This is a genomic window from Marivita cryptomonadis (assembly GCF_002115725.1).
Classification (GTDB): Bacteria; Pseudomonadota; Alphaproteobacteria; order Rhodobacterales; family Rhodobacteraceae; genus Marivita; species Marivita cryptomonadis.
Map to the genome: position 1 here is coordinate 1 of NZ_JFKD01000088.1, position 987 is coordinate 987.

A 987-nucleotide genomic window follows, 5' to 3' on the forward strand; every position below is an offset into this window, starting at 1 on the left:
CCAAGCACATCACCTACAAAGACCTGCACCGCAGCGTCTGCAAGATGGCCAACATCCTGGAAACACTGGGTGTGCGCAAAGGGGACCGCGTGGTGATCTACATGCCGATGATCCCCGAAGCGGCCTATGCCATGCTGGCCTGCGCGCGCATCGGCGCGATCCATTCGATCGTCTTTGCCGGCTTCTCGCCCGACGCGCTGGCGGCACGGGTGAACGGGTCGGACGCCAAGGTCGTCATCACCTCTGACGAGGCCCCGCGCGGTGGCCGCAAGACACCGCTCAAGTCCAATGCCGATGCGGCGCTGCTGCACTGCAAGGATACGGTCAAGTGTCTGGTGGTCAAACGCACGGGCGGGCAGACCACATGGATCGACGGGCGCGACTTTGACTACAATGAAATGGCGCTGGAGGCGTCTGACGTCAGCCAGCCTGCTGAAATGAATGCCGAAGATCCCCTTTTCATTCTCTATACATCAGGCTCCACCGGGCAGCCCAAGGGGGTTGTGCACTCAACTGGTGGATATTTGGTTTACGCCGCCCTGACGCATGAAATTACCTTCGATTATCATGAAGGCGACGTTTACTGGTGTACCGCCGATGTGGGCTGGGTCACGGGGCATTCCTACATTGTCTACGGGCCGCTCGCCAATGGCGCGACCACGCTGATGTTCGAAGGTGTGCCCACCTATCCGGACGCCAGCCGCTTCTGGCAGGTCTGCGAGAAACATTCGGTTAACCAGTTCTACACGGCACCGACCGCGATCCGCGCTTTGATGGGTCAGGGTAATGAATTCGTAACGAAATGCGATCTATCCTCGCTCAAGCTTCTGGGCACGGTGGGCGAACCGATCAACCCCGAAGCGTGGAACTGGTACAATGACGTGGTGGGCGGCGGCCGCTGCCCGATCGTCGACACGTGGTGGCAAACCGAAACCGGTGGGCACCTGCTCACCCCGCTGCCGGGCGCACACGCGACCAAGCCGGGCG

The 987-nt window shown here is 60.9% G+C and carries 1 protein-coding gene; it reads left to right on the plus strand.

All coding sequences use genetic code 11. The features are described from left to right. Positions 1–987 (plus strand): AMP-binding protein (locus tag MCRY_RS22410; protein WP_139834172.1); only part of this gene is annotated, 987 nt, incomplete at both ends.